The sequence below is a fragment of the Candidatus Endoriftia persephonae genome (assembly GCF_023733635.1).
Classification (GTDB): domain Bacteria; phylum Pseudomonadota; class Gammaproteobacteria; order Chromatiales; family Chromatiaceae; genus Endoriftia; species Endoriftia persephonae.
Window position 1 is genome coordinate 941,571 of record NZ_CP090569.1, and the last position, 19,291, is coordinate 960,861.

Annotated in this window: 16 protein-coding genes and 1 pseudogene; 8 read left to right on the forward strand and 9 right to left on the reverse strand. The window is 59.5% G+C overall.

The genetic code is table 11. The annotated features are described in order from the left end of the window. The first annotated feature begins 37 nt into the window (after nucleotides 1-37). Both ftsZ and lpxC read left to right on the forward strand, forming a co-directional pair. On the forward strand, nucleotides 38-1,231 hold the full coding sequence (gene ftsZ / locus L0Y14_RS04265; protein ID WP_005960906.1) for a cell division protein FtsZ: 1,194 nt from the start codon (nucleotides 38-40) through the stop codon (nucleotides 1,229-1,231). 204 nt (nucleotides 1,232-1,435) lie between these two features. After that, nucleotides 1,436-2,347 carry a UDP-3-O-acyl-N-acetylglucosamine deacetylase gene (gene lpxC, locus L0Y14_RS04270; protein WP_005960905.1) on the forward strand — a complete coding sequence of 304 codons (912 nt, stop codon included), beginning with the start codon at nucleotides 1,436-1,438 and terminating at the stop codon, nucleotides 2,345-2,347. A 25-nt stretch (nucleotides 2,348-2,372) separates the two neighbouring features. Here the strand turns inward: lpxC and L0Y14_RS04275 are convergent, their stop codons facing one another. Beyond that, nucleotides 2,373-2,813 carry a DciA family protein gene (locus L0Y14_RS04275; RefSeq protein WP_039959864.1) on the reverse strand — a complete coding sequence of 147 codons (441 nt, stop codon included), beginning with the start codon at nucleotides 2,811-2,813 and terminating at the stop codon, nucleotides 2,373-2,375. 135 nt (nucleotides 2,814-2,948) lie between these two features. Between L0Y14_RS04275 and L0Y14_RS04280 the strand changes: the two genes are divergently transcribed. The 4 genes from L0Y14_RS04280 (at nucleotide 2,949) to L0Y14_RS04295 (ending at nucleotide 9,008) form a co-directional block, all read left to right on the forward strand. Then, on the forward strand, nucleotides 2,949-3,887 hold the full coding sequence (locus tag L0Y14_RS04280) for a M23 family metallopeptidase (protein ID WP_039959861.1): 939 nt from the start codon (nucleotides 2,949-2,951) through the stop codon (nucleotides 3,885-3,887). A gap of 115 nt (nucleotides 3,888-4,002) precedes the next feature. Then, nucleotides 4,003-6,816, forward strand: coding sequence for a preprotein translocase subunit SecA (secA, locus tag L0Y14_RS04285; RefSeq protein WP_005960903.1), 2,814 nt, complete (start codon nucleotides 4,003-4,005; stop codon nucleotides 6,814-6,816). Further along, nucleotides 6,813-8,018, forward strand: a complete 1,206-nt coding sequence (gene argJ, locus L0Y14_RS04290; RefSeq protein WP_005960902.1) for a bifunctional glutamate N-acetyltransferase/amino-acid acetyltransferase ArgJ — start codon at nucleotides 6,813-6,815, stop codon at nucleotides 8,016-8,018. Before secA ends, argJ begins: the two co-directional genes overlap by 4 nt. A 54-nt stretch (nucleotides 8,019-8,072) precedes the next feature. Further along, complete coding sequence (locus tag L0Y14_RS04295; protein ID WP_005960901.1) at nucleotides 8,073-9,008, forward strand: Nudix family hydrolase; 936 nt, start codon at nucleotides 8,073-8,075, stop codon at nucleotides 9,006-9,008. Nucleotides 9,009-9,039: 31 nt separating this feature from the next. Here L0Y14_RS04295 and L0Y14_RS04300 read toward each other — a convergent pair. The 3 genes and pseudogenes from L0Y14_RS04300 to L0Y14_RS04310 all read right to left on the reverse strand — a co-directional run bounded on the left by L0Y14_RS04300 (nucleotide 9,040) and on the right by L0Y14_RS04310 (nucleotide 11,888). Then, nucleotides 9,040-11,009: pseudogene (locus L0Y14_RS04300) on the reverse strand (SLC13 family permease). Nucleotides 11,010-11,092: 83 nt separating this feature from the next. After that, the gene (locus L0Y14_RS04305; protein WP_005960898.1) at nucleotides 11,093-11,476 is read right to left on the reverse strand and encodes a hypothetical protein; all 384 of its coding nucleotides are present in this window, start codon (nucleotides 11,474-11,476) and stop codon (nucleotides 11,093-11,095) included. A gap of 13 nt (nucleotides 11,477-11,489) precedes the next feature. Continuing rightward, nucleotides 11,490-11,888, reverse strand: coding sequence for a PilZ domain-containing protein (locus L0Y14_RS04310; RefSeq protein ID WP_005960897.1), 399 nt, complete (start codon nucleotides 11,886-11,888; stop codon nucleotides 11,490-11,492). Between the two features lie 458 nt (nucleotides 11,889-12,346). Here L0Y14_RS04310 and L0Y14_RS04315 point away from each other — a divergent pair, with 458 nt between their 5' ends. Further along, a complete protein-coding gene (locus L0Y14_RS04315) occupies nucleotides 12,347-14,419 on the forward strand; it encodes an ATP-binding protein (protein ID WP_251859261.1) in 2,073 nt (690 codons plus the stop codon). A 262-nt stretch (nucleotides 14,420-14,681) separates the two neighbouring features. Further along, entirely contained in the window at nucleotides 14,682-16,031 is a 1,350-nt protein-coding gene (locus L0Y14_RS04320; RefSeq protein WP_006474549.1) for an HD domain-containing protein, read from the forward strand. 62 nt (nucleotides 16,032-16,093) lie between these two features. Here L0Y14_RS04320 and L0Y14_RS04325 read toward each other — a convergent pair whose 3' ends face one another. The 5 genes from L0Y14_RS04325 to L0Y14_RS04345 are packed head-to-tail and all read right to left on the reverse strand — an operon-like array spanning nucleotide 16,094 to nucleotide 19,291. Then, entirely contained in the window at nucleotides 16,094-17,227 is a 1,134-nt protein-coding gene (locus tag L0Y14_RS04325; RefSeq protein ID WP_005965979.1) for a DUF3570 domain-containing protein, read from the reverse strand. After that, the gene (locus L0Y14_RS04330; protein WP_005965981.1) at nucleotides 17,214-17,432 is read right to left on the reverse strand and encodes a DUF4266 domain-containing protein; all 219 of its coding nucleotides are present in this window, start codon (nucleotides 17,430-17,432) and stop codon (nucleotides 17,214-17,216) included. The genes L0Y14_RS04325 and L0Y14_RS04330 overlap by 14 nt, the downstream gene beginning before the upstream one ends. 3 nt (nucleotides 17,433-17,435) lie before the next feature. Beyond that, complete coding sequence (locus L0Y14_RS04335; protein WP_005965982.1) at nucleotides 17,436-17,930, reverse strand: TlpA disulfide reductase family protein; 495 nt, start codon at nucleotides 17,928-17,930, stop codon at nucleotides 17,436-17,438. Nucleotides 17,931-17,942: 12 nt separating this feature from the next. After that, on the reverse strand, nucleotides 17,943-18,572 hold the full coding sequence (locus L0Y14_RS04340; RefSeq protein WP_005965983.1) for an outer membrane beta-barrel domain-containing protein: 630 nt from the start codon (nucleotides 18,570-18,572) through the stop codon (nucleotides 17,943-17,945). Further along, nucleotides 18,542-19,291: an outer membrane beta-barrel protein gene (locus L0Y14_RS04345; RefSeq protein WP_006474547.1), complete on the reverse strand. Its 750-nt coding sequence runs from the start codon at nucleotides 19,289-19,291 to the stop codon at nucleotides 18,542-18,544. The genes L0Y14_RS04340 and L0Y14_RS04345 overlap by 31 nt, the downstream gene beginning before the upstream one ends.

Below are 19,291 nucleotides of genomic sequence, written 5' to 3' on the forward strand. Positions count from 1 at the left end.
AAGGGCGCGGCTGAGGTAGGAACCTAGGAGGTAGGCAATGTTTGAGCTCTTGGATACACATAGTACAAACGCGGTAATCAAGGTTATCGGCGTGGGTGGCGGCGGCGGCAACGCGGTCAATCATATGGTGAATGGTGAGATCGAGGGCGTGGATTTCATCTGCGCCAATACCGATGCGCAGGCGCTGCGCAGCAGCGAGGTGCGTACGCTGTTGCAGCTCGGTTCAGATATCACAAAAGGACTAGGTGCAGGAGCGAATCCCGAGATTGGCCGGCAGGCGGCACAGGATGATCGGGACCGTATCGTTGAGGTACTGGAGGGGGCCGATATGATCTTCATCACCGCTGGGATGGGTGGTGGTACTGGTACCGGGGCGGCGCCGGTGGTCGCGGAGATCGCCAAGGAGATGGGGGTGCTGACGGTGGCGGTGGTTACCAAGCCCTTCGCTTTTGAGGGCGGTCGTCGCATGAAGGTGGCCGAGGCGGGAATTGAGGAGTTGGCCAAGTGCGTCGACTCGTTGATCACCATCCCCAACGAAAAGCTGCTAGCGGTGCTCGGCAAGGACATGAGTCTGCTGAATGCTTTTAAGGCAGCCAACGATGTGTTGCTGAATGCGGTGCAGGGTATTGCCGAGCTGATCACTCGTCCTGGCCTGATCAACGTCGACTTCGCCGACGTTAAGACAGTGATGTCGGAGATGGGATCGGCGATGATGGGCTCGGGTGAGGCGACCGGTGAAAACCGCGCCCGTGAGGCGGCCGAGCGTGCTATTCGCAGCCCGCTGCTGGAGGATATCAACCTCTCGGGGGCGAAGGGCATTCTGGTCAATATCACCGCCGGTCTAAATCTTGCCATCGGTGAGTTCGATGAGGTGGGCAGTACCGTGCGTGAGTTTGCGGATGATGACGCAACGGTTGTGGTTGGTACCGTGATTGATCCAGAGATGCAGGATGAAATGCGGGTGACCGTAGTGGCGACTGGCCTGGGTGAGATCGCACAGATCGCAGAACTTCCCAGTAAGCGCCAGGAGGAGCCGAAGGCAGCGCCGCCGGTGACCCTGGTTGATGCAGATGTGGGGTTCGGTGATCATGAGAGAGACTACGCTGCTTTGGATAAGCCGGCGATCGTGCGCAATAAAACACAGGCGAAAGGGGGAGTAGAGCCTGCTACCCCTCCGGACGATTTCTCCTACCTTGATGTGCCGGCCTTTCTGCGCAAACAGGCGGACTGAGATCTGCCGGGCCTGATCGGTAGCGGAGGTGGTTATGGAGGCAAGGGGGCTGTCCAGTGCGCAATTGGCTGCAGGCAGCTGTTTTTCGGCAGAATCGGAGGAGGGCTTTGTCGGCAAAGGGTTTTGTCGGTTTTTTTTACATGTGCTAGTATTGCCGCCTTCATACACAGGGGCCCCGCTTTAAATTGGGGGGACGGATAGGAAATGATTCGGCAACGTACGCTCAAAAACGTCATCCGCGCTACAGGTGTTGGCCTGCATACCGGTAACAAGATCTATCTGACCTTGCGGCCGGCGGCCCCTAATACGGGCATAGTGTTTCGTCGGGTTGACCTCGATCCGGCGGTGGAGATTCGCGCCTGCCCGGAGAATGTTGGCGATACCCGCCTCTCCACCACACTGGTGCAGAATGATGTGCGAATCTCGACCGTGGAACATCTGCTTTCAGCCTTTGCAGGTCTTGGTATTGACAATGCCTATGTGGATGTCAGCGCTCCTGAGGTCCCGATTATGGACGGCAGCGCAGGCCCTTTTGTGTTCCTGCTGCAGTCAGCTGGTGTGGAAGACCAGAACACAGCCAAACGGTTTATCCGGATCAAGCGCAAGGTGGTGGTGGAAGAGGGCGATAAACGCGCCAGCTTCGAGCCGTTCGATGGTTTCAAGGTCAGCTTCGCCATTGACTTTGATCATCCGGCATTCCATGAACGAACTCAGTATGCCAGCCTCGATTTCTCTTCGACCTCGTTCGTAAAAGAGGTCAGCAGGGCCCGTACTTTTGGCTTCCTTCGCGATATTGAGATGTTGCGCCAGCGGGAGTTGGCTCTCGGCGGCAGCATGGATAACGCGATTGTGGTCGATGATTATCGGGTACTCAACGAGGATGGATTGCGCTACGAGGATGAGTTTGTCAAACACAAGATTCTCGATGCGATCGGCGATCTCTATCTCCTTGGTCACAGTTTGATTGGCGCCTTCAACGGCTATAAGTCGGGGCATGCGCTCAACAATGAGCTGCTGCGTACGCTGCTGAAACAGCGTGATGCCTGGGAAGAAGTGACCTTCAAAGCGACCGACAATGCGCCGATCTCCTACATGAAACCGGTTCCTGTCTCCTGACGGTGCGATTTGGCTGACGCCCAGGCTAGTCTGCGTGGCTACTGAGGCGCAGTAGCGCCTGCTTCAGCTTCTCATCGCTGGTGTGCTCCGCGGTATCGCGAAGCAACTCCGCGCTCACGTGTGAAAGCCTGGCTCGGCGGGGTGGGTGCTGTGCCACAGCGTCCGGACTCTGAGTGCTGACCACCTTCACGATGATGCGTCCGAACGCGACTCCATCGTTGCGGAGTCTCCGTAGAAGTGCATCAGTGAGAAACCGCAGGCGGCTGCTCCAGACTGGAGAGTCGGTCAGGAGGGTCAGAGTGCCTTTCCCGGGGATGGCGCCGAGGCAGTGCTGATCGAGGGGCGGTGGCAGATAGCTGGATACACGTCGGAGCAGCGACTTCTGGATTTCGAGCTGCTTTGACAGGGTTGCAAAAGCGCTGCGTGTTCCGATGATTTCTTCTACTGCTCTGATCTTGCGTTGCATGCCAAGATCATAGGAGAATTAATCCATCAGAACCACCATATAACTTCAGGATAACTTAGGTGGTAAAATTCTCAATCTGCGGGTCAGCTGGACGCTACATGGGTTGAATTGCATCTAAGCGGGATAGATCGAGCTATGAAGATTGTCTTTATAAGGGGACTGGGGGCGCCTCTGGGGCGCAAATTCCGACTGTTCAGCTTTGTCGTGGGGCTTGGAACTCTGATCGTTTTTGGTGGGGCGGTGCTCTCCGTCGGCTATCAGCTGGGCCTGGCTGACGCGGAGTTTCCTGAGCATCAGTTGGTGCGTTCCCTCAAAGCGACCTTTGATGCCGAACGGCGCATGCTGCAGGATGCCCGCGCCAAAACCGGTGAGCAGGTGGATGCTCTGGCGTTGCGGGTGGGGCGTCTGCAGGCGCAGCTGTTGCGGCTAGATGCATTGGGGCAGCGGCTGGTCGAGGTCGGCAAGCTTGACCGCGGTGAGTTTGATTTTACCGCCAAACCGGCGATGGGCGGCCCCCAGGGCGGTGAAAATGAGACTGCCCAGCAGGCAATCCCCGGGCTGTTGCAGGAGCTGGCACAGCTCGAATCAAAGATCGAAAGTCGTCAGCAGCAGTTGGTGCTGCTCGAGGACCTGATCCTGAACTCGAATCTTGAGCAGGCGCTGCATCCGACCGGACGTCCGATCAGCAAGGGCTGGATCTCCTCCTACTATGGGATGCGCAACGACCCCTTTACCGGCAAGCGGGCCATGCACAAGGGAATGGATTTCGCCGGCAAAAAGGGTTCAAATGTGATTGCGGTCGCTGCTGGCGTAGTGACCAAAGCAGAACAACATCATGGCTACGGCTTGTTGGTTGAGATCAACCACGGCAAAGGTTATGTCACTCGCTATGGCCACAATGAGGAGATCCTGGTGGCCGTGGGCGACCGTGTGAAGCAGGGCCAAGCCATCGGCAAGATGGGATCCAGTGGCCGCTCGACCGGACCACATGTTCATTTTGAAGTTTTGCGCCATGGCAAGGTGGTGGATCCAACCCGCTATATTCGTAAGAAGCGGGAGCAGGACAAGGCCTGATCCGCGTCTAGGATCTAACACTCTTATTGCTCTTCCCGCATGCCTCCGCCTTCAGCAAACCCTGCTGTTAGGGTATGATCGTCTGATTTCGTTTTTCTAACGGGTCCCTTAACAGATGGTCAGTAAAATCTTCAAGAAGATCTTCGGCAGTCGCAACGATCGCCTGATTAAACGCATGTCCAAATCGGTCGCTCAGATCAGTGCAAAAGAGCCGGAGTTCGAGGTTCTCTCCGATGATCAGCTGAGGGGTAAGACGGCCGAGTTCCGCCAGCGTTTGGAGGCGGGTGAGAGCCTTGATGCGCTGCTGCCAGAGACCTTTGCCGCAGTGCGTGAGGGCGGGCGGCGCGCGATGCAGATGCGCCACTTCGACGTGCAGATGATCGGCGGCATGGTGTTGCACCAGGGCAAGATCGCCGAGATGCGCACCGGCGAGGGCAAGACCCTGGTGGCGACCCTAGCGGTCTATCTCAACGCGCTGCCTGGCAAGGGTGTGCACGTGGTCACCGTGAACGACTACCTGGCGCGCCGCGATGCCAGTTGGATGGGCAAGCTCTACCACTTCATGGGGCTGAGCGTCGGCGTCATTAACTCCTCTGGCGGGATGGGACCCGACAGTGCCTCCTTCCTGTTCGATCCCGATTATGACGGCTCAGCCGGCGGCTATCTGCATCTGCGCCCAGTGACGCGTCGCGAGGCCTACGCCGCTGACGTCACCTACGGCACCAATAATGAATATGGCTTCGACTATCTGCGCGATAATATGGCCTTCTCTGCCGATCAGCGGGTGCAGCGCAAGCCCTACTTTGCGATTGTTGACGAGGTCGACTCGATTCTGATCGACGAGGCGCGTACCCCGCTGATCATTTCTGGTCCTACCGACGATACCTCGGAACTCTACAAGTCGATCAATGAGATCATCCCTCGCTTGGTCCGGCAGGAGCCGATTACCGACGAGGAGGGCCAGCCCGACTTCGGTCCCGGCGACTACTCGGTAGACGAGAAGGCGCGCCAGACCTTCCTCAGCGAGGAAGGCCATCAACATGTTGAGGAGATGCTGACTGAGGCCGGCCTGCTGGAGGAGGGGGCGAGCCTTTACGATTCCAACAACATCATCCTGATGCACCATGTGATGGCGGCGCTGCGGGCGCATGTGCTGTTCCAGCGCAACGTTGAATACATTGTCAAGAATGGCCAGGTGGTGATCGTCGATGAGTTCACTGGCCGCACCATGGAGGGCAGGCGCTGGTCCGACGGCCTGCACCAGGCGGTAGAGGCAAAGGAAGGTGTGGAGATCCAGAACGAAAACCAGACCCTCGCCTCGATCACCTTTCAGAACTACTTCCGCCTCTACGAGAAGCTCGCAGGCATGACCGGCACCGCCGACACCGAGGCCTTCGAGTTTCAGCAGATCTATGGTCTGGAAGTGGTGGTGATCCCCACCAACGAGCCGATGGCTCGCAACGACATGGGGGATCTAGTCTATCTCACCCAGGAGGAGAAGTATCAGGCAATCTTGGAAGACGTGCAGGATTGTGTTCAACGCGGTCAGCCGGTGCTGGTCGGTACCGCCTCCATTGAGACCTCGGAGCTGGTCTCCGGGCTGCTGAACGAGGCGGGGGTGGAGCATAAGGTGCTCAATGCCAAACACCATGAGCAGGAGGCGGCTATCGTCGCCCAAGCGGGGCGTCCCGGTGCAGTCACCATCGCTACCAATATGGCTGGTCGCGGTACTGACATTGTGCTCGGCGGCAACCTGGAGGTGGAACTGACTGAACTGGGGAATCCGGCGAACCCCGCGGAAGTGGAAAAATATACTGAGGCCTGGCGACAGCGCCACCAGCAGGTGCTGGAGGCTGGCGGCCTGCATGTGGTCGGTACTGAGCGTCACGAGTCGCGGCGCATCGACAACCAGCTGCGTGGCCGTTCAGGTCGCCAGGGTGATGCCGGCTCGAGCCGTTTCTACCTCTCCCTGGACGACAGCCTGATGCGCATCTTCGCCTCCGACAAGGTCGGCAGCATGATGAAGAAATTGGGCATGGAGAAGGGCGAGGCGATCGAACACCCCTGGGTCTCCAAGGCGATCGAAAACGCTCAACGCAAGGTGGAAGGGCGCAATTTCGACATCCGCAAACAGCTGCTCGAGTATGACGATGTGGCCAACGACCAGCGCAAGGTGGTCTACAAGTGGCGCGCCGAACTGATGGAGACTGACGATGTCTCGGATAACATCAATGCCCTGCGTGCCAGCGTGGTTGACGATATCTTCCACGCTTATGTGCCTCCCGAGAGCATTGAGGAGCAGTGGGATGTGCCGGGTCTGAGCGAGGCGTTGGCGGAAGAGTTTGGTGGCGAATGGCCGATCCAAGCCTGGCTCGATGAGGATCATGACCTGCATGAGGAGACATTGCACCAGCGCATCCTCGAGACCCTTGAACAGGCCTACCAGGAGAAAGAGCAACTGGTGGGTGAGGCCAACATGCGTAACTTCGAAAAGGGCATCATGCTGCAGACCCTTGACTCTTTTTGGAAAGAGCACTTGGCGTCGATGGACTACCTGCGCCAAGGCATTCATCTGCGCGGCTATGCGCAGAAAAATCCCAAGCAGGAGTACAAGCGTGAGGCATTCGAGATGTTCTCCCGCATGCTGGATGAGATCAATCGCGAGGTGATCGGCATCCTGTCGAAGGTGCAGGTGCAGATGCCAGAAGAGATGATGCTGCAGGAGCAGCAGACTGACGAGTTTGAATTCAAGCACGAAGAGTTTCATGGGCTCCCCGATGAAGCGGAGGCGCCCCCCGCCAAAGATTCGGAGGCGGCGGCCGAAGAGCACCAGCCGTTCGTGCGTGAAGGCCGCAAGGTGGGGCGCAACGAACCCTGTCCCTGTGGTTCAGGTAAAAAATACAAGCACTGTCACGGTCAGATCAGTTGAACGGCCAGACGGCTTTTCCGGTACCCGGCGTGCGTCTCGGTATCGCCGCCGCCGGCATTAAATATGCGGAGCGGGATGACCTGCTGCTGATCGAACTGGCAGAAGGCGGCAGTTGTGCCGGGGTCTTCACCCGCAACGCCTTCTGCGCCGCCCCGGTGCAGCTGGCCAAGCGCCATCTGCAGGCGGGCGCACCGCGCTATCTGCTGGTCAACTCCGGCAACGCCAATGCCGGGACCGGTGTGCAAGGCATGACCGATGCCCTGCGTAGCTGCGCGCTGGTGGCGCAGGCGACCGGCTGTGAGGCGAGCCAGACGCTGCCGTTCTCCACGGGCGTGATCGGTGAAAACCTGCCGATGGCCTGTTTCGAAGCCGCGATCCCCAAGGCCCAGGCCGATCTGGATGAGAATGGTTGGCAGCGGGCCTCGCGGGCGATCATGACCACCGACACCCGTCCCAAGCTGATCAGTCGTCAGTTCCAGCTCGACGGTGAGACCATCACTGTCACCGGCATCGCCAAGGGGGCCGGTATGATCCGCCCCGATATGGCCACCATGCTTGCCTATCTGGCGACCGATCTGGCGGTGCAGCCGGCTCTGCTGCAGCAGTGCCTCGAGCAGGCCGTGCACCCCTCCTTCAACAGCATCAGTGTGGATGGTGACACCTCCACCAACGATGCCTGCATGCTGCTGGCCAGTGGCGTCTCGCCTCACGCAGGGGTAACCGATGCCGACTCCCCTGCGTTCAACAGTCTGTGCGAGGTAGTGAGCGAGGTCTGCATGGAACTTGCCAGGGAACTGGTGCGGGACGCCGAGGGCGCCACCAAGCTGGTCGAGATCCTGGTCAGCGACGCGGCAGACGAGGCGGAGGCACGGCAGGTCGCCTACACTATCGCCCACTCGCCGTTGGTGAAGACCGCGCTGTTCGCCAGTGACCCCAACTGGGGGCGCATTCTGGCTGCGGTGGGCCGCGCCGGTCTGCAGGATCTGGATATCGAACGGATCGAGATCTGGCTTGATGACGTTTGCATCGTCCGTGATGGCGAGCGTGCCAGCGACTACACGGAAGAGGCGGGACAACGGGTAATGGACCAGCAGGAGATCACCATCGCGGTGCGCCTGGGCCGAGGCGCGGTGGAGAGCCGCGTACTCACCTGTGACCTCTCCTACGACTATGTCAAAATCAACGCCGAATACCGCACCTGACGGGATTATGAATTGTGAGTGTTGAATTCATAATTCAAAATTAAGCATTCAAAATTGACCTTAATCCACGTTGCCGCAGCCGCGATTATCGATAGCGCTGGCCGCGTCCTGATCAGCAAACGCCACGAGCATCTGCATCAGGGCGGTCTGTGGGAGTTCCCCGGCGGCAAGCTGGAACCCGGCGAGTCGGTGGAGGCGGCCCTGCGGCGCGAGCTGTATGAGGAGCTGGGCATCCGGATCAGCCGCTTCGAACCGCTGATCCGCGTCACTCACCACTATGCAGAGTGCTCAGTGCTGCTCGATGTCTATCGGGTCTTCAGCTATCAAGGAGAGCCGCGGGGCATGGAGGGGCAGCCTCTCAACTGGGTGCTGCCCGAGGCGATGGAGCCGGCGCTATTTCCCGCCGCCGACCGCCCCATCATCAGCGCACTGCAGCTCCCCTCGCGTTATCTGATTACCGGCGAGGATCCCACTAACCCGGAGGCGTTTTGTGCGCGTCTTGAGCGTGCTCTGAAACGAGATTGTCGCCTGCTCCAACTGCGTGCCCATGGCTTGTCGGATGTGGCATACCGGAGCCTTCTCGGGGAGGCGTTGGCGCTATCCCAGGCACATGGTGCGCGCCTGCTGATCAACCGGCCGCAGCGCAGCCTCGATTGGTTCGGCGTTGCCGATGGTGTCCACCTGAACCGTCATCAGCTGTTTGAATTGACAGCGCGGCCGCAAGCGGCCGGACTGCTGGGCGCTTCCTGTCATGATCTGCAGGAGCTGAAGCAGGCTGAGCGACTGGGCCTCGACTATGCACTGCTCTCGTCGGTGCTGCCCACCGCCACTCATCCCGAGGCGAGGCCGCTCGGCTGGGCGCAGTTTCGGACCCTGCTGGAGCAGGTGAATATCCCAGTCTACGCCCTTGGTGGCATGGGGATGGAACAGCTCTCCACTGCCCGTGAGCATGGCGCTCAGGGCATCGCCGCCATCCGCGGTCTGTGGTGAGATCGCTCCTCCGGATGGAGGGGCGGTCGGTTCAGAACACTAGGTTCAGCATCACCAGCGAGACCACCAGGAACAGCACCGTCATGATGCCGCCGGCTTTCATAAAGTCGGGCACCCGGTAGCCGCCCGGGCCCATGATCAGGGCGTTGACCTGGTGGGTCGGGATGAGGAAAGAGTTAGAGGTGGCGATCGCCACGGTCAGGGCAAACACCGCGGGGTTGGCACCGGCGCCGATAGCGATGTTGACCGCCAGTGGCACCAGCAGCACGGTGGCGCCGGCGTTGGACATCACCAGGGTGAAGAAGGTGGCGAGCACCGCGATTGCGGCCTGGATCACCCAGATCGGCATATCGCCCAGTACTGCCAGGGTCTGGTCTGCGATCCAGGCGGCAGTGCCACTGCTTTCCACCGCCATTCCGAGCGGGATCAGCGAGGCGAGCAGGAACACCGTCTTCCAGCTCACCGCCTCATAGGCCTCGTCGATATTCAATACCTGGGTCAGGATCATCCCCACGGCGCCGGTCAGCAGCGCCACCGAGAGGCGCAGATCGGTGAACAGCACCATCGCCAGGGTGATGAAGAAGGTCAGGGCAAACGGTACCTTGTGCGGGCGTAGCTCCTCGTGGGGGTATTCGGTGGTTACTACCACAAAGTTGCGATCCTGCTCCAGATGGGGAGATCGGTCCAGGCGGTATGCACCACCAGGGTGTCGCCAGGACGGAATGGGGTCTGGCGTACGCCGCCGGTGCGACAGGAGATGATCTCCTCACCGCGGTGGATCGCCAGCAGGCTGAGGCCGAAGGTCTTGCGCATCCAGACATCGCGAGCGGTCTTGCCGACCAGGTTGGAGCTGGGCGGGATGACCACCTCGGCGATACCCGCTTTGGCGGTGGCGAGGGAGTTGGCGAAGGTCTCCAGGTCGTTACGCCGATTGATACTGCTCTCCTCGGAAAAGACTGTGAAGTATTCTTCTGTGCCAAGCAGGCCGAGTACAGTGCCCGCCTCGATACCGAGACCGCGATCGATGCTGTCAGCGCCAAGACGCAGGCCGTCGCCCTTCTCTACAGCGATGATGCGCACCTTCCAGCGCTGCTCCAACTCGTCGACACTGACCCCCACTAGTGGACTTTCTGCCGGCACTACCACCTCATACACCTCGGAGGCCTGCAGGCCGTAGGTCTCGCTGAAGTAACTGGCAGTGTCGTGGCCCTCAGTGTGTTCGGCTTTGTTGGCTGGCAGCACAAACTTGCCCGCCAGGATGAAGTAAACGATACCGGTGATGACCAGGGCGAGGCCGATCGGAGTGACGGCAAACAGTGAGAAGGTCTCCATCTGCTGGCCAGCCTGCAGCGATTGGTTGGAGGTATGGATCAGGTCGTTGAGCAGGATCAGCGGGCTGGAGCTGACCATGGTGATGGTGCCGCCGAGGATCGCGCAGAAGCCCATCGGCATCAGCAGGCGTGACAAGGGCAGACCGATGCGGGCGGAGATGCGGCTTACCACCGGCAGAAACAGAGCGGCGGCGCCGACGTTCTGCATGAACGAGGAGATGAAGCCGACGGTGCTGGAGAGCAGCGGAATGATGCGTCCTTCGGTTGAGCCGCTGATACGCAGGATAAAGGCGGCGACCTGGCTCATGATGCCAGTCTTGTCGAGGCCGGCGCCGATGATCGAGATCACCGCGTTGGAAGAGAAGCCGTTGAACAGATCGGTGGTCGGCACTAGCCCCTGCTGCAGCCCTATCAGCGGCGCCAACAGGCTGGTCAATCCCAGCAGCACCATCGCGGTTACTGCCGCTACGTCGACCCCCACTACCTCGAAGGCAAACAGGTAGATGGCCAACAGCAGGATCGTGCTGACCCATGCGATCTCGATGGTGGGTACCAGATTGGCTAGCAACAGACCAACGACCAAAAAGACCACGGCGGCGATCAGATTCTTTTTTAAGGCTGGGCAAGTGGCATGGGTGGGCAATCCTCTGGCTGTGGTTGAGCGGCGCATCCCAAAAAAACCGCAGAATATTGACACATTCTAAAGTAATCGCACTTGCCGAGCGTGCTCAGCCCGAGGGATGTGGGGCGGAGTTACCAGTCGAGGCGGTTGTCCAGGCGTAGCAACACTGTCCGGATCGCGGGCATGCCACCGGCGACCATCTCTTCCAGCGGAGTGATGTTACCGCAGCGCTGTTGCGGGGTGGTGACCCAGAGGTTGGCTGAGAGTGCGCTGTGGGGAAACAGGCTGGAGAGCGCCTTATCGATCTGGATCAGCAACAGCAGGCGCTGCTGAATCTCCGCCTCCTGTGGCAGCGGGTTGCCAAGTCGGTAGCGGTTGAGCTGGCGTCGCTGCAGCCCCTCACCGAGGCCAAGCAGAGGTCCCATCAGCGCTTCCGGAATCTGCCAACGTTTGAGGATGCGGAAGATAACACGGGTCAGCTCGACCCGCTCATCGAGGCTCAGTTCAGGCTGCATCGGCAGTTGCAGATCAGTCGTGGAAGGCGTATTCGGCGATCAGTGCGCGCACCCGCTCGATAGATTCCCCCGGCGGCTCCTCAAAGTAGAAGCCGGTGTCGTAGAAGGAGCGGTTGACGTCATTGTGGCTCCAGCGGGTTACGGCCTTGAAATGGATGCTCTTGAGTTGGCCGCTGCCGCCCCTGTCTGGCAGGCGGATCTCGAGATCGAAGCTGCGGCCGTCGGGGATCGAATGCTCGCCCACCAGCATCATCCCTTCAGTGGTGATATCGACCACATGGCCCAGCAGAGCGTTGCTGTCACTGTCCCAGACCCGCAGATAGTAGATCAGATGACGGCGTTTGATAGCGCGTCTGTCATCTGCCGCTGCGTTGTCTTGTGGGCTGTGTTCGAAAGGTTTTTTTACATACATCGCTGAGACTCCAAGTGGGGCCTGGCGGTCCGGAATCTAGCGGATCGGAGGCGAGGCTCGGTTCAGTGTCGATTGCACCAGAATGATAGTGATTGTTGCAGAATTCGCAATCGACAGCTGCCCGAAGCGAAATTCTGTCTCTTTTCTTCCTATTGCGGCCGCTTCCAGATGCTGATATCAAGGCTGTCTTATTCAATTAAGAATGCAATTAAATTCAGGCTAATTTTAACCGCAAGGAACATGAAGGGCACGAAGAAAAGAGATTAAGAAATCCACATTAGAAACAATCTGTTATCACCTTCAAGCCCTTCGTGCTCTTGGTAATAATACAATGAGTTATTGGGATAGATGAAGTGGTCCTGATGTAGACTTCAGGGAGTCCGGACAGTCAGGCCAATATATGCTAGTTTTCGTTGGGCCTCGACGACTAGCTGCAACACAACAGGGATTTTGAGTCGATGTCGCCAGCCGTATTTGCCAAAGAGTTATTCAAGCACTCGGAGTATCAATCCGCCTGGGTGCGCCTGATTATCTGGGTATTCAGCGCCGGCTATATCGGACTTGGCGCTACCACCGGTTATTATGAGGTGGATCTGCTGCAATATGGGGTGCTGTTCGGCAGTTTTCTGTTTGTCTTTTTGCTGCTGCTGGTCAGTGTCTACTATCATCCGGTGTCGCGTCGCCGCCGTTACCTGGCCCTGCTGACCGACATCAGTGCGGCCAGTTTGGCGATCTTTCTCACCCAAGAGGCGATCAGCCCCTTCTATCTGCTCTATATCTGGATCTTTGTCTCCTACGGCACTCGCTACGGCAAAGCGCTGCTGAAGGCCGCCTCGTTACTCAGCACTCTGGCCTATGTGGTGGTGCTGATTGCATTGGGCGAGTGGCGACAGTACACCTTTGAGGCCTTCTTTTTTTTGCTGCTGTTGGTGCTGCTGCCGCTCTACCAGTATTCGCTGCTGCGCAAGCTGCATCAGGCGCGACAAGAGGCGGAACAGGCTAACCGGGCACGGGGCAATTTCCTGGCTGCCATGACCCACGAACTGCGTACGCCACTGATCGGTGTGATTGGTATGGCGCGGCTGATGGAGTCGACTCCGCTGAACAGTGAGCAGAAGGAGTATCTGCATTCGATCAATGCCTCGGCGCAGCTGCTGCGGGCGTTGATTGGCGATATCCTCGATTTTTCCAAGATCGACGCCAACAAGCTGGAGCTGGAGGCGGCGCCCATCGATCTACGCGAGTTGGTGGGGGATGTGCTCTCAACCATTTCGGTGGCGGCCCAGGAGAAACAGATCGAGCTGGTCTGCGAGGTCGATCCAGCGATTCCACGGGAGCTGCAGGGGGATGGGCTGCGACTGTCACAGATCCTCTTCAATCTGCTCGGCAACGCGATCAAATTTACTGATCGCGGTGAGGTGATCTTGCGGCTGCGACGCAGGCTGGGGGATGAACGGGTGGCGCAGCCTCATATACTGATTGAGGTGCAGGACAGCGGTATCGGCATGGATCAGCAACAGCTGCAGCAGGTATTCGGGATGTTCTGGCAGGCTGACCCCTCCAGCAGTCGCCGGTTTGGTGGCACCGGTCTTGGAACCACCATCGTCAGGGATCTGAGTCGTCTGATGGGGGGGCATATCGATGTCAGCAGTGAGCTGGGCCAAGGCAGCTGCTTCTCCGTCAGGTTGCCGCTGCTGCCTCCGCAGAGCGGTCGCATGGGGGTGGCATCACCGCTGCTGGCAGGGCGCAAGCTGCTGCTGATTGAGGCCAACACCGCTGCGCGGCAGGCCCACCTGGCAGCGGTACAGGAGCTGGGGATGCAAGGGCGGGGGGTGGCAAGCGTGGCTGAGATCAGCGAGCTTGCAGAGCAGGATTGGGACCTGGTCCTGTTGGCAGATTCGCTGGAAGGCATCGACCTGCCGGGCAGCATCGAGGCAATCGACCGACTCTGCGGTGATAGTGTGCCGATCGTCCACGTCGGCTATCGTGGACGCCTGCTCGAGTTGCCGTCGCGCATCTCACAGAGCATGCTCAAGCCGTTTCTCTCCGGCCAGTTAGCCAAAGTGGCGCTTGAGTTGTTGCGGGGCAATGCGGATCGTCAGCAGCAGGCAGCGGCACTGCCGTTCGCTGGAGCGAGGGCGGCTGAGAGTGGCATCCGGATCCTGCTAGCGGAGGACAATGCCATCGCTGCCAAGGTGCTCTTTACCCTGTTGCAGCAAAAAGGACACAGGGTCTGTATCGCTCGGGACGGCCAGGAGGCGCTTGAGCTGTTGCAGGCTGAGCAGTTTCATCTGGCGTTTGTCGATCTGCGCATGCCGCGCATGGACGGTTTTGAATTGACGCGTCGTTATCGGCAGCTGGAGTCAGAGACCGAGCATCTGCCGATTTTGGCGCTGACCGCCAATGCTCCGGAAGATGTGCTGCAGCAATGTAGCGAGGTGGGCATGGATGATTTTCTCAACAAACCGGTGGAGCCGGAGCTGCTGGATAGGGTGATCGCCAGCTATGTGGAAGTGCCCGGTTATGTTTGACTAAGAGAGCCTCTGATTAAGTCTGGACGAAGTGGATTGTGATTCAGAATTTTCAGATTCAAGGCGCAAATCGCCCGTAAAGCTACCGCTCCCTGCTCACGCGCCTCCCCTACATCCCTGTCGGGGATAGCTGGCTCTTGCGAACGACTGCATGGATGCAGGAGGTAGAGCAACGCATGGAGCCGTTGCCGAGATTTGCCACGCAGAAGTTGGATACTCTAGGCGCAAGATACGAGTTTATGACTTGATCAGAGGCTCCCTAATGAATGACTTTGTCGAAAAGGCCCGAGCCTATGCCACTCAGGCCCATGCGCGCATCGATCAACGCCGCAAATATTCCAACCAGCCCTATGACGAGCACCTGAAACGGGTTGCTGAATTGGTGGAAGAGGTCAGCGATGATCCGCAGATGATCGCGGCCGCCTGGTTGCACGATACGGTGGAGGATACACCCGCCACGCATCGTGATATCGAACGTGAGTTTGGTGCCGGGGTGGCGCAACTGGTGGATGAGCTGACCGATGTGAGCCGCCCCGGTGACGGCAACCGGGCGCTGCGCAAGGCTCTAGATCGGGAACATATCGCGCGTGCCTCGGTGTCGGCGAAGACAGTCAAACTGGCCGACCTGATCGACAACTGCCGCGATATTTGTCGGCATGACCCGCGTTTTGCCCGGGTCTATCTGGCTGAGATGGAGGCGCTGCTGCGAGTTCTGCAGGAGAGTAATGAGACCCTGTTGAAACGCGCCCACAAGGTATGGAACCGTTGCCGGGAACGGCTTGGCGCGGAGAAGGAGGCGTCTCGCCATGAGTCTGAGATGTTTGCGCGTCACACTCAGAATGCTAGTTTTGACCAGTGGCGGGCGCTTCGCCTCTTCACCGAGTCTTTCAGCGCCAGTGACATTGCCGAGCCGCTCGGTTCTTTCGACAGCGATACCTCGGCGATCAAGGCCCACGAGATCATGCTTTCGAAGGGATGGTCGGTCGCCGGCCTGCGCGAAGATGGGGTGGTAGAGGGGTATATCCTGCGGGATGACCTGCAGCGTGGTTACTGCGGTGACTACCGCCGCAGTTTTTCGCGGGGACAGCTGGTGCGGGGTGATGCGCCACTCTCGGACGTGATCTATGTGCTGACCCGCCACGCCTCCTGTTTCGTAAATATCATCGGCGGTACCTCGGGCATCATCATCCGTGAGCATATCCAGAAACCGATCGTGCGCATGTGGCTGTTCGGCATGATCACCATCATCGAGATCAACCTGGTGAAGCGCATCGAAGAGAGCTACCCGGATGAGTCGTGGCAGTCACAGCTCAACGATGGCCGTCTCGACAAGGCCAGAGAGATGCAGCAGGAGCGGCAGCGGCGCGGCCAGATCTCTCGTCTGATCGATTGCCTGCAGTTCTCTGACAAGGCACAGATCCTGATCAAGGATGAGGTGCAGCTGGCCTGGATGGGCTTCGATTCGAGGCGGGTGGCAAAAAAGGCCCTCAGAGATCTGGAGTCGTTGCGCAACAATCTGGCCCACTCCCAGGATATCGTCTCCCACGACTGGCCACAGATCGCCCGCATGACTCAGCGCATCGAGTTTCTGATGGGATTCGGGGAGGAGTGAGCTCCTTCCCGGGATTGTGTTAGAAAGCGCAGCCGGTAGCGTTCCTGTGCTGATTTGTCATATCAATACCAGATCGAGAGGTAGAGTCGCAGCACATTGGCGGAGAAGTCGTAGAGCGGCTCTTCGCCCACCGGCCCCGGTTGGCTGAGGTCACGGAAGTCCTGATAGTCGAAGAAGAGGAAGTTGTAGGAGAAGTTGAGAGTGGCGCTGTCGACCAGCTTCCAGTCGTCACGAAGCAGTTTGTAACTCACCCCCAGTCCCACCGAGTGGCTGCTGAAGCTGCTCAGCTCCTTGTCCCGTGCCATGTAGTTCTGCGCTTGGGCGAGCGGAAACAGGTCGCTGTAGAAATCCGCCGCGCTCTGAGTGTAGTAGCGATAGCTGAGGTCGAAGGTCCAACGGTCCTGGATTGGCTGGGTATAGCCCAGCTCGGCGTTGTGGGCGTTGATGCCCCAGGTGTCGGTAAAGAAGCGGTACTCCCCGGAGAGCGCCGCCCGGTAGGGCAGATGGTAGCGCAGTCGTGCCGCCAGTGCGTTGCTGGTGCGGGTGTTGGGATAGATCTCGGGCTCGTAGCTGTAGCCCTGCGGGTTGGCCGGGTCGAGGTAGCGTACCGAGCGGTAGGGGTTGTTGAGATAGCCCTGGTCGGCGATGGTCTCCCAGGTGAGGGCGAACAGGGTGTTGGCCGAGACCACCTGACTCAGCCCCAGGGTGAAGCTGTTGCGGGTGATATCCTCGCTGAAGCCGGGGTCGCCGTTGCGCCGCACCTGGTCGCTGCCTCGGCTGTAACCGAGGGTGACGTTGGTGAGATCGCCGAACATCTCCTGACTGATGCTGAAGTGGAAGGTGTCGGCGCTGTAGTCGCTCTCCTCGCTGTTGGTATAGCCGAGGTTCATCAGTGAGTTGCCGTGCAGATAGTCGATCGAGGCGCTGGTCTCGGTACGCTCCTCGCTGTAGGGGCTAGCGCTGGTCACCACATCGATGGAGGCGCTGGAGATGGCGTCCACATAGTAGTTGGCGGAGACGGAAATGCTTTCGCCGAACTGCTTGCGCGCCAGGATCGATGGACCGCTGATCGTCACTCCGCCACCGTCGTAGCGGTGGTACATGGCATCCGCCCGCTCCTCCGGTAGCTGTGCCGCCAGCAGCGGCAGGCTCATCGTCAGGGTGGTGCCAAATAGAATTCGCTCAATTACAGCCACAACCGCCTCCCTGGCCGCCCTCGGCCCCGCGCGCCGCCTCGCGCGCCTGATAGACATGCTGCATATAATTGTTGGCCACCGGGTTGCGGCTGAACTGCATAATCGGGTCGGCCAGCCTGGCCCGTTCGTAGGGTTTGACCCAGGGTTCCACCGTGCAGCCTGCCAGCAGCGCTAGTGCCAGGGTCGACAGAATCATCGTTCGCATCGCCTACTCCCCCACCAGCAGCCGGATCTGCTCCTGATAGGCCTCTTCGTAACCGGGCTGATAGCCTTGGTGAATGAAGCGCTGATTGCCGTCCCGATCGATTAGCAGGGTGGTGGGCATCGCCGCCACCTCATAGTTTTTGCTGACCTGGTTGTCACTGTCGAACAGGATCGGAAAGCTCACTCCCAGCTCCTTCGCCAGCTTGCGTGCCTTGGTGCTCTCCTGTTCGACATTGACCCCGAGCAGGGTGAAACCGAGGGGCCGGTAGCGCTGATAGAGCGCCTCCAGCAGTGGCATCTCCTGCCGGCAAGGGCCGCACCAGCTGGCCCAGAAGTTGATCATCACCACCTCGCCGCGCAGTTCGCTAAGGCGCAGGTTCTCGCCGCTGAGGCGCTTCAGGGTGAAGTCGGGGGTCGGTTGAGCCGCCCGCACCGGGCTGATAAACAGCAGCAGGGCCAGCAGTATCAGCTGATGGGAGATTCTGTTGGGTTGTTTCATGGTGATAACTCTCTAAAAGAAGATGCTCAGCCCGCCGCTCAGCTCGATGTTGTGGGTGGTCTTCTCCTCCCCCAACAGATCGCTGCTGAACAGCTGGTCACGCAGGTCAAGATGTAGTGCGAAGCTGTCGCTGAGCAGCAGCCGGTAGCCGAGGCCGAGGTTGATGCTGAAGTGGTCGTCGCCGGCGAAGGTGGTGCTGCCGGCCCCGCCGATCAGATAGAGCTGGCTGTTGAAGGCCCGGTCACGACCGATGAAGACCTCCCCAGGCAGCAGGTTGTAGCCCACTGAAAGGTTATAGTAGGTGAAGTTGCGCTCGCTGTTGGTGAGCAGTTGGGCGCCGCCGCTGAGCAGCTCGTAGCTGGTTTTGCTAGCCCGTGAGCTGGCGAGGCCTGCCTCGAGGAAGAAGTCCTCAGTGAGGTGGTAGTTGAGGCGCACTCCATAGACTGGGTTGGTGCCGAAGTCCTCGATGCTGAGGGCGCCGGCGAACAGGCCGATCTCGAAGTCCTCGGTGTCGATGGCCGGCTCGACGATTTCGCGGCGCGGCAGATCGGGCTCGATTATCGGCTCCGCGCCCAGCAGGCTCACAGGTTGCCAGCAGAGCAGCCCGGTGATCAGAAGAAGAAAGCGACGCCTAATTTCCATTCCGAGTACTCCTCGTTGTCGTCACGGCTGGTGAATACCAGTCGGTGTTTGTATTCGCCGCGCAGCATGAAGCGGCGTCCTAGATAGAGCTTCGCGCCCAGACCGACGTTGGCGGTCTGATCGGTGCGATCCTCGCTCTGCACCAAGGTGCTGTGTGGGCGGGTGTGGATCAGGCCGGTGCCTATGGTGAAGAAAGGCGAGACTGGCCACTCCGGAAAGGGTTGGGCGAGCAGGTTGATGTCCGCCATCAGCTGACTGGAGAAGTCGCCGAGGGCGTGGGAGAGCGACAGTTCTGCCGACAGGTTCGGTGAGAAGGCGAAGCCGCCATAGCCGCTGAGCAGTGCCGCACCCTCCAGATAACCACCGAGCAGCCCAGCCTCCCAGCGGCGCTGACGGAAGTCGGCTAGACGCAGCGTATCCAGGTGCAGTGGCTCACCCAGGCTGTCCAGGTTGCCACTGAGCTGCTGCAAATGGACCCAGCCCTCCACTCCTTTGCGGGTGCGCAGCTTGAACCAGTCGGTGCGGCGCATCAGGATCTCCACCCGTTCGCCCCGCGCCACAGCATGGAAAGCGGGGAAGGCGCGTCCCGGGCCGGTCTGCAGTTCGATAAACGGCGCACTGATCTCTACTTGGCGATACTGCTGCTCAGCCGCTGCTGGCAGACAGAGCAGCCACAGCAGCAGCCAGAGTAGTGAGCGATTGCAGCGGTGAGAGGGCAT

Bases quoted from the DNA above. Each gene is read 5' to 3' on its own strand.
- L0Y14_RS04280 (WP_039959861.1), top strand. From the start codon at position 2,949: ATGAAGATTGTCTTTATAAGGGGACTGGGGGCGCCTCTGGGGCGCAAA.
- L0Y14_RS04335 (WP_005965982.1), bottom strand. From the start codon at position 17,930: ATGAAACAACCCAACAGAATCTCCCATCAGCTGATACTGCTGGCCCTG.
- L0Y14_RS04340 (WP_005965983.1), bottom strand. From the start codon at position 18,572: ATGGAAATTAGGCGTCGCTTTCTTCTTCTGATCACCGGGCTGCTCTGC.
- L0Y14_RS04330 (WP_005965981.1), bottom strand. From the start codon at position 17,432: ATGCGAACGATGATTCTGTCGACCCTGGCACTAGCGCTGCTGGCAGGC.
- secA (WP_005960903.1), top strand. From the start codon at position 4,003: ATGGTCAGTAAAATCTTCAAGAAGATCTTCGGCAGTCGCAACGATCGC.
- L0Y14_RS04310 (WP_005960897.1), bottom strand. From the start codon at position 11,888: ATGTATGTAAAAAAACCTTTCGAACACAGCCCACAAGACAACGCAGCG.
- L0Y14_RS04315 (WP_251859261.1), top strand. From the start codon at position 12,347: ATGTCGCCAGCCGTATTTGCCAAAGAGTTATTCAAGCACTCGGAGTAT.
- lpxC (WP_005960905.1), top strand. From the start codon at position 1,436: ATGATTCGGCAACGTACGCTCAAAAACGTCATCCGCGCTACAGGTGTT.
- L0Y14_RS04305 (WP_005960898.1), bottom strand. From the start codon at position 11,476: ATGCAGCCTGAACTGAGCCTCGATGAGCGGGTCGAGCTGACCCGTGTT.
- ftsZ (WP_005960906.1), top strand. From the start codon at position 38: ATGTTTGAGCTCTTGGATACACATAGTACAAACGCGGTAATCAAGGTT.
- L0Y14_RS04345 (WP_006474547.1), bottom strand. From the start codon at position 19,291: ATGCCCTCTCACCGCTGCAATCGCTCACTACTCTGGCTGCTGCTGTGG.
- L0Y14_RS04320 (WP_006474549.1), top strand. From the start codon at position 14,682: ATGAATGACTTTGTCGAAAAGGCCCGAGCCTATGCCACTCAGGCCCAT.
- L0Y14_RS04275 (WP_039959864.1), bottom strand. From the start codon at position 2,813: ATGCAACGCAAGATCAGAGCAGTAGAAGAAATCATCGGAACACGCAGC.